Origin of the sequence: Achromobacter sp. (assembly GCF_049647645.1) — a bacterium.
Taxonomy (GTDB): domain Bacteria; phylum Pseudomonadota; class Gammaproteobacteria; order Burkholderiales; family Burkholderiaceae_B; genus Achromobacter.
In genome coordinates this window covers 1-8,041 of sequence record NZ_JBARYB010000294.1, presented here as the reverse complement: position 1 = coordinate 8,041, position 8,041 = coordinate 1, and the positions used below count along the sequence as shown (strand labels likewise).

Sequence of the window (8,041 nt, the reverse complement as noted above, 5' to 3'; positions counted from 1 at the left end):
GCGGCGCCCTGGCCGCTGCAGCGCGGCCGCGAGCAACTGCTGGTCCCGGTCGAGCACCGCTATGGCGCCAACGACGCCTGCATGGCCCGGCAGCTTGCCATGTTGGGCGCCGGCATCGCGGCGCTGGGCGGGGACGAAAGCGGCCGGTTGCGCTCGGGCGAACTGGCGCGCGTGCTGCCGGCCTGGAGCCTGGGTCCGATCGAGGTCCATGCCGTGACCGAGACCCGTTTGCTGCCTGCCCGGACCCGGCATCTGATCGATTTTCTGGCCGATTACCTGGATGGCGCCGGACATTGCCAGAACCCGCGGCTGGAGGTGCGCCGCGCGGCCTAGACTTTTCCGGCCCGCGGCAGCCCTGAGGCCCCTGTCACACTATTGCATCCCGACATGATGCGGCCCCCTTTTTACCCGCGGGCCGCCCCTGCCGCCCGCCCTCGGCCCCTGGCGCCGCCGTCCACCGTGTAAACTCCCCCCTTTTTGACTCTGGTGGTATGTTGCAGGCCCCACAGCGCACAGGTTTAAGCGGCCCGACGCTCATTCGCTTGCTGACTCGCCTGACGGATGTCGACGTCCCGCAATCCAGGCAATCGCTTTCGGACCATCTGAGCCTATGGCTCGGCTGGACGGACGCGATCGCGCTCTCCGCGGCGCTGAATACCAGCCCGCCGGTGATCGCCCCTGGAGCGCGCATGTTCAGCAGCGCCGAGGAGCGCGACTGCGCCCGCGTCCGGACCACGCTGGCCGACGCCATCGCCAGCGACACCGCGGCCACGGCCGCCAAGCGGCCAGGGCCGGGGCAAGCCCACGCGCCCGCCAAACAGTTGGCAGCGCTGGCCGAGGCCGACGCCGACTACGCGAATTTTCGCCAGCGCTATCTGTCGTTGCAGCACACGATGGAAACCGCCGTGGGCAATCTGCGCAGCCGCCTGCGCGGCATGGTCGCGGCCAAAAATGGCGAAATGACGCGCCTGGCGGTGGTCGACGCCATCATGGACCGCGCGCTGCTGCCCAAGGAACGCGCGCTTTTCGGCGTGATCCCGAAGTTGCTCCAAGGCCATTTCAACCGCCTGCGCGAGGCCGAGGCCGCTGCGCTGGCGGAGCTTGCCGCCTTGGCCGAAGCCCGCGCCGAGGGCGAAGCCGAGGCAGGCGTAGCGCCGGCGCCGGCGTCGATAACGCCAGGCGCCTGGCTGGACACGTTCCGCAAAGACATGCGCAGCGTGCTGCTGGCCGAATTGGATGTTCGTTTACAACCGGTCGAAGGGTTGCTTGCCACCCTTCGCGCCAGCTAACCGGGACACTATGTCCAAATATCTGACTAATCTCGTTGTTTTCCTGGCGGGTCTGGCCGTCGTGGGCTGGATCGGCGCGGGCTATGCGGGCAACAATCCGCTGGCGCTGGCCGTGACCCTGCTGATAGGCGCCTGTTACCTGGGCGGCGCGCTCGAATTGCTGCGCTATCAGCAGGCGACGTCCTCGCTGACCCGCGCGCTGTCCGGCCTGTCCGACGCCCCCGGCAATCTGGGATCCTGGCTGGACCAGTTGCCGCCCAGCCTGCGCAACGCCGCGCGCCTGCGCATCGAAGGCGAGCGCGCGGGCCTGCCCGGACCGGCGCTGACGCCGTATCTGGTGGGCCTGCTGGTGCTGCTGGGCATGCTGGGCACCTTCCTGGGCATGGTCGTGACCCTGCGCGGCACCGGCCTCGCGCTGGAAAGCGCGACCGACCTGGCCGCGATACGCGCCTCGCTCGCCGCGCCGGTCAAGGGCCTGGGCTTCGCCTTCGGCACCTCGATCGCCGGCGTCGCCAGCTCCGCCATGCTGGGCTTGCTGGCGGCCCTGTGCCGCCGCGAACGCGTGCGCGCAGCGCAACTGCTGGACAGCAAGGCCGCGACCACGCTGCGGGTGTACTCGCAAGGCTACCAGCGCGAGGAATCCTTCAAGCTGCTGCAACGCCAGGCCGAAGTCATGCAGCGCCAGGCCGAAGCCATGCCGACGCTGGTCGACCAATTGCAGACCATGATGAACAGCATGGCGCAGCAGAACCAGGCCCTGAGCGACCGCCACATGGCCAGCCAGGACGCTTTCCAGGGCAAGGCCGAAGCGGCCTACTCCCGCCTGGCCGCCGTCATGGAGCAGTCCATGAAGGAAAGCGTGTCGCAAAGCGCGCGCTCGGCCGGCGCCGCCCTGCAACCGGTCGTGGAAGCGACGATGGCCAGCCTGTCGCGCGAAACCGCAACGCTGCAAGACACCGTGACGCAAGCCGTGCAGCGCCAGCTGGAAGGCCTGACCTCGGGCTTCCAGGCCACCACCAGCAACGTCGCCGGCATCTGGAACCAGGCCCTGGCCGGACAGCAACGCGCCAGCGAAGCCCTGTCCCAGGACCTGCGCGCCTCGCTCGACCACTTCGCCCAGACCTTCGAACAACGCTCGGCCGCCCTGCTGGACAGCGTGTCCTCGCGCCTGGAGGAATCGTCGGGCAGCATGTCGCACGCCTGGACCCAGGCGCTGTCGCGCCAGGAGCAGGCCAGCGAAAAGCTGGCTGGCGACAATCTGCAAGCCTTGACCGCGGCCGCGGCCAGCTTCGAGCAGCATTCGGCGTCGCTGCTGCGCACCCTGAACCAATCGCACTCCCTGCTGCAATCCGAACTGGCTTCGCGCGATCAACAGCGCCTCGCCGCCTGGACCGAAACATTGGGCGCCATGGGCGCCACGCTGCGCCAGGAATGGGAGCAGTCCGGCACGCAGGCCGCCGAACGCCAAGAGGCGATCAGCGCCACGCTGGCGCGGGCGGTGCACGACATCACCGCGCAGGCGCAGGTCCAGGCCCAGTTGCTGGACGGCGTGTCGGCCCGCATGGAAACGGCGGCCAACGGCGTGTCGCAGCAATGGGCCAACGCCCTGGCCCGCCAGGAACAGGCCGGCGAAAAGCTGGCCGGCGACAACCGCGAGGCCCTGGCCGCGGCCGCTGCCACCTTCGAACAGCATTCCGCCGCCCTGCTGCAGACGCTGGACCAATCACATGCCCAGTTGCAGGCCACGCTGGCCTCGCGCGACCAGGAACGCCTGGCCGCCTGGACCGGTACGCTGACCGCCATGGGCGCCACGCTGAGCCAAGAATGGCAACAGGCCGGCGCCGACGCCGTGACCCGCCAACAGGCCGTCAGCGACACGCTGGCCCAGACCGCGCGTGATATCGCGGCCCAGACCCAGGCCCAGGCCGGCTTGCTGGAAAACGTATCCGCCCGCCTGGAAACGGCGGCCGGCAGCGTCACCCAGGCCTGGACCGAAGCCCAGGCGCGCCAGGAACAGGCCAACGCCAAGCTCGCTGGCGACAACCAGCAGGCCCTGGAAACCGCCGCCGCCGCCTTCGAACAGCACTCGGCGGCTCTGCTGCAAACGCTGGACCAGTCGCACGCTGAATTGCAAACCGCGCTGGCTTCGCGCGACCAGGAACGCCTGGTTGCCTGGACCGGCACGCTGACCGCCATGGCCGCCAAGCTCGGCCAGGAGTGGGAACAGGCGGGCGCCCAAGCCGCGCTGCGCCAATTGGAAGTCAACGACACGCTGGCCCAGACCGCGCGCGACATCGCTGCGCAGACGCAGGCCCAGGCCGGCCTGCTGGAGAGCGTCTCGGCCCGCCTGGAAACGGCGGCTACCGGCGTCACCCAGGCCTGGACCGAAGCGCAGGCGCGCCAGGAACAGGCCAACGCCAAGCTCGCCGGCGACAACCAACAAGCGCTGGAAACCGCCGCCGCGGCCTTCGAACAGCATTCTGCCGCCCTGCTGCAAACGTTGGAGCAATCGCACGCCGGATTGCAGGACGCCCTCGCCTCGCGCGACCAGGAACGCCTGGCCGCCTGGACCGGCACGCTGACCGCCATGGCGGCCAAGCTCGGCCAGGAATGGGAACAGGCCGGCACGCAAGCCGCCCTGCGCCAATTGGAAGTCAACGACACCCTGGCCCAGACCGCGCGCGACGTCGCCGCCCAGACGCAGGCCCAGGCCGGCCTGCTGGAAAGCGTGTCGGCGCGCCTGGAAACGGCGGCGACTGGCGTCACCCAGGCCTGGACGGACGCGCAGGCGCGCCAGGAACAGGTCAACGCCAAGCTGGCGGGCGACAACCAGCAAGCGCTGGAAACCGCCGCCGCAGCCTTCGGACAGCATTCCGCCGCCCTGCTGCAAACGCTGGACCAGTCGCAGACGGACCTGCAAGCAGCGCTCGCATCCAAGGACGAAGCGCGCCTGGAAGCCTGGACCGGCAAGCTCGGCGCCATGGCCGAGTCGCTGCGCGCCGAATGGGAGCAGACCAGTTCCTACACGGCCAGCCAGCAGCAACAGATCTGCGACACGCTGGCCATCACCGCTCAAGACATCAGCGCACAGACCCAGGCGTCGGCCAACGACACCATCGCCGAAATCGGCCGCCTGGTGCAGGCCGCCTCCGAGGCGCCGCGCGCCGCCGCCGAGGTCATCGGCGAACTGCGCCAGAAGCTCTCCGACAGCATGGAGCGCGACAACGACATGCTGGAAGAACGCACTCGCTTGCTGGAAACCCTGGGCACCCTGCTGGACGCCGTCAACCACACCGCCGCCGAACAGCGCACGGCCGTGGACGCGCTGGTGTCCTCGTCGGCGGACCTGCTGGACCGCGTCGGCACGCAGTTCACCGAGCAGGCCCAGGCCGAAACCGGCAAGCTGGCCGAGGTGGCCGCGCAGGTCGCCAGCGGCGCGGTTGAAGTGGCCAGCCTGGGCGAGTCCTTCGGCACGGCCGTGCAGCTCTTTGGCGAATCCAACGACAAGCTGGTCGCGCACCTGCAGCGCATCGAAGCGGCGCTGGACAAGTCCATCGCGCGCGGCGACGAACAACTGGCCTACTACGTGGCCCAGGCCCGTGAAGTGGTGGACCTGAGCATGGTGTCGCAGAAGCAGATCATCGAGAACCTGCAGCAGCTGGCCAGCCAGCGCGCGACGGCCGGAGCGGAAGCGGCATGAGCGAGGACATCGACGGCGGCGTGGAGCCCGCGGTCCCGGCCTGGGCCGTCTTTGGCGACCTGATGTCGGTGCTGCTGGGCGCCTTCGTCCTGATCCTGGTGAGCGTCGTCGCGGTGCAGCTGCAGCTATCGACCCAGCTCGAAGAAGAGGTCAAGCAGCGCCAGGTCGAAACCCAGCGCCGCGAGACCCTGGAGCAGGCGCTGGCGGGACCGCTGGCCGCCGGCCGCGTGACCCTGATCAACGGCCGCATCGGCATCAGCGGCAGCGTCTTGTTCGCGCTGAACTCCGACCAGTTGCAGCCGGAAGGCCGCGAGATCCTGAAGAGCCTGATCGAACCCCTGTCGGCCTATCTGAAATCGCACAACGAGATCCTGATGGTCAGCGGCTATACCGACGACCAGCAGGTGCGCGAGGGCAACCGGCGCTTCGCCGACAACTGGGACCTGTCCGCGCAGCGCGCCCTGACCGTGACGCGTGCGTTGATCGACGAGGGCGTGCCTGCGTCGGCCGTGTTCGCCGCGGCCTTCGGCTCCGAACAGCCGGTGGCCGCGAACACCGACGAGGAAGGCCGCGCCAAGAACCGCCGGGTGGAAATCGCGCCGATTCCCAAACCCTCCAGCGACGCCGGAACCAAGAATGGGCAGTGACGGCACGCGCGGCGAAATCGTCGACGCCCGGGCCATGCTGGACGCCTGGCGGGAAACCGGCGCGGACCGCCTGGCGCCGGTCCGCTTCCAGTTCATGGACGCCCTGCAGCGGCGCGCCGCCGCGCAAGACGGCCAAGCCCGCAGGCTGCTGGACGGCAAGTTGGCTGCGCTGATCCAGGCCTACGAGGCCGAACTGGACGGCGCGTCCGCAGAGGCACTTGCAGGCGCCGGCGAAAGTGCCAATGAGTGCGCCCGAGCAGGTGTCACCGCGCCTGCTCCCGCCGCTTGCGAACCCGGACCGTTGGCGGCGCTGACCGCCTACATGGCCGATCCCGGCCCCGACGCGCGCGGCGCCGGCGACCTGCGCGCCACCTACCCAGAACTGGAAGTGCTGGAGTACTTCCGTGGCGTCTGGTCGCGGGTCAGCGCGGATCGGCAGGTGCGGCAGTCCCAGGAACAGGTGCACAAGAACGCCGGCCCGCTCAATTCCAACCAGCTGGTGCACCGCGCGCTATCGCTGATGCGCGAGGTCTCGCCGGGCTATCTGCAGCAGTTCCTGTCCTACACCGATGCGCTGATGTGGCTGGAGCAGGTGCAAGCCGCCACGGCGCCCCCGCCCAAGGAAGCCGCGCCCCGCGCCGGCGCCAAGAAGACGGCGCGCGGTAAAGGGCGCTAGCAGGGCCTCGGCCCGCCCGAGCCAGCCCCATCCAGGCGCTCACCAGGCGGTCCCGCCAGGCGCCCTGATTTGCACCCTTCCACCCATCAGCAGTAAGATACGTTCCATATACAAACCATATATGGATCATTAACTCCATGGGTATCGTCAAGATTTCCGAGCAGATGCATGAGAACCTCCGCGTCGCCAGCGGCGCGCTCAGCCGCTCCATCAATTCCCAGGCCGAACACTGGATGCGCATCGGCATGCTGTCCGAGCTCTATCCCGAGCTGCGCCACGCCGACATCTGCCAATTGCTGATCCGCATCGAACAGGCGGAAGGCTTCGCCATCGCCTCCCTGTCCCAGGGGCTGCCACAGGCCGCCCAGCAGGAGGCCGCATAAATGGCAAAGAAGGTTTCCATCAAGTCCGCCGCCGACATCGAAATGGCCCGCAAGGCCGGCGCCATGGCGGCGGAAGTGCTGCACATGATTGCCGAGCACGTTCGCCCCGGCGTCACCACCGATGAGCTGGACCGCATCTGCCACGACTACATCGTCAACGTGCAGAAGGCGACTCCCGCCAACGTCGGCTACCACGGCTTTCCCAAGACCATCTGCGCCTCGGCCAACCACGTGATCTGCCACGGCATCCCGTCGGCCAAGGTGCTGAAGAACGGCGACATCCTCAACATCGACGTGGCCGTCATCAAGGACGGCTGGTTCGGCGACACCAGCCGCATGTACTACGTGGGCCAGCCCAGCCCGCTGGCGCGCCGCCTGGTCAACACCACCTACGAAGCCATGCGCGCCGGCATCATGGCCGTCAAGCCTGGCGCAACACTGGGCGACATCGGCCACGCCATCCAGACCGTGGCGCACCGCGAGCACTTCAGCATCGTGCGCGAATACTGCGGCCACGGCATCGGCCAGATCTACCACGACGATCCGCAGGTGCTGCACTATGGCCGCCCCGGCGAAGGCATGGTGCTGCAGCCCGGCATGATGTTCACCATCGAACCCATGATCAATGCCGGCAAGCCCCAGACCAAGCAGCTGCCCGACGGCTGGACCGTGGTCACCAAGGACCGCTCGCTGTCGGCGCAATGGGAACACATGGTGGTCGTGACCGACACCGGCTACGAGGTGCTGACGCCCTGGCCGGACGGCTTTGGCGACTATCCGCCCATCCCCTGATACCCTGACGTGACGCGGCGCGCCGGCCTTGCCCATGGCAAGGAACGGAGTGCGTACGGACAAGGGCGCGATCATGATCGTGCCCTTGTCGTTTCCGCGATCCACGCATCCATGTCCGCCCTGCCCTCCGCGTTCCGCCGCCTGGCCGCCTCCAACCTGGCCGCCCAATTCTCCGAACAGATGGCCCTGGCGGCCGCCCCGCTGGTCGCGGTCCTGGCGTTGGGCGCCAGCGCAGCCGAGACGGGTTATCTGCAAACCGCCCAGACCCTGCCCTTCCTGCTGCTGTCCCTGCCCGCCGGCGTATTGGCCGACCGGATGTCGCGGCGCGCGCTGATGACCGCCGCCGAATGCGTGCGCGCCGCCAGCCTGCTGGGCCTGCTGGCGCTGCTGGCCACGGGCGGACTGAACCTGGGCTGGCTGGCCGCGCTGGGCTTCCTGGGTGCCGTCGGCACGGTCGCCTATAACGTCGCCGCGCCGGCGCTGGTGCCCAGGCTGGTCGCGCCCGCCGAACTGGCCAGCGCCAACCGCTGGCTGGAGCTCGCCCGCAGCACCGC

Annotated in this window: 8 protein-coding genes; all 8 read left to right on the top strand. The window is 68.9% G+C overall.

Annotated elements, in window-relative coordinates:
• Positions 1 to 333, top strand: a 333-nt coding sequence (locus WBB14_RS33215; protein WP_424243514.1) for a LysR substrate-binding domain-containing protein, incomplete at its 5' end; no start/stop codon positions are given.
• A 158-nt stretch (positions 334 to 491) separates the two neighbouring features.
• Positions 492 to 1,289 carry a DUF3348 domain-containing protein gene (locus WBB14_RS33210; protein WP_424243513.1) on the top strand — a complete coding sequence of 266 codons (798 nt, stop codon included), beginning with the start codon at positions 492 to 494 and terminating at the stop codon, positions 1,287 to 1,289.
• A gap of 10 nt (positions 1,290 to 1,299) precedes the next feature.
• The gene (locus WBB14_RS33205) at positions 1,300 to 4,989 is read left to right on the top strand and encodes a DUF802 domain-containing protein (RefSeq protein WP_424243512.1); all 3,690 of its coding nucleotides are present in this window, start codon (positions 1,300 to 1,302) and stop codon (positions 4,987 to 4,989) included.
• Positions 4,986 to 5,636, top strand: coding sequence for an OmpA family protein (locus WBB14_RS33200; RefSeq protein WP_424243511.1), 651 nt, complete (start codon positions 4,986 to 4,988; stop codon positions 5,634 to 5,636). Before WBB14_RS33205 ends, WBB14_RS33200 begins: the two co-directional genes overlap by 4 nt.
• On the top strand, positions 5,626 to 6,312 hold the full coding sequence (locus WBB14_RS33195) for a DUF2894 domain-containing protein (RefSeq protein WP_424243510.1): 687 nt from the start codon (positions 5,626 to 5,628) through the stop codon (positions 6,310 to 6,312). The genes WBB14_RS33200 and WBB14_RS33195 overlap by 11 nt, the downstream gene beginning before the upstream one ends.
• A gap of 137 nt (positions 6,313 to 6,449) precedes the next feature.
• Positions 6,450 to 6,695, top strand: coding sequence for a ParD-like family protein (locus WBB14_RS33190; protein ID WP_013394276.1), 246 nt, complete (start codon positions 6,450 to 6,452; stop codon positions 6,693 to 6,695).
• Positions 6,696 to 7,487 carry a type I methionyl aminopeptidase gene (map, locus tag WBB14_RS33185; RefSeq protein WP_424243509.1) on the top strand — a complete coding sequence of 264 codons (792 nt, stop codon included), beginning with the start codon at positions 6,696 to 6,698 and terminating at the stop codon, positions 7,485 to 7,487.
• A 111-nt stretch (positions 7,488 to 7,598) separates the two neighbouring features.
• Positions 7,599 to 8,041 (top strand): MFS transporter (locus WBB14_RS33180; RefSeq protein WP_424243508.1); only part of this gene is annotated, 443 nt, incomplete at its 3' end.

Coding starts and splice junctions, on each gene's coding strand:
- map (WP_424243509.1), top strand. CDS start 6,696: ATGGCAAAGAAGGTTTCCATCAAGTCCGCCGCCGACATCGAAATGGCC.
- WBB14_RS33210 (WP_424243513.1), top strand. CDS start 492: ATGTTGCAGGCCCCACAGCGCACAGGTTTAAGCGGCCCGACGCTCATT.
- WBB14_RS33190 (WP_013394276.1), top strand. CDS start 6,450: ATGGGTATCGTCAAGATTTCCGAGCAGATGCATGAGAACCTCCGCGTC.
- WBB14_RS33205 (WP_424243512.1), top strand. CDS start 1,300: ATGTCCAAATATCTGACTAATCTCGTTGTTTTCCTGGCGGGTCTGGCC.
- WBB14_RS33200 (WP_424243511.1), top strand. CDS start 4,986: ATGAGCGAGGACATCGACGGCGGCGTGGAGCCCGCGGTCCCGGCCTGG.
- WBB14_RS33195 (WP_424243510.1), top strand. CDS start 5,626: ATGGGCAGTGACGGCACGCGCGGCGAAATCGTCGACGCCCGGGCCATG.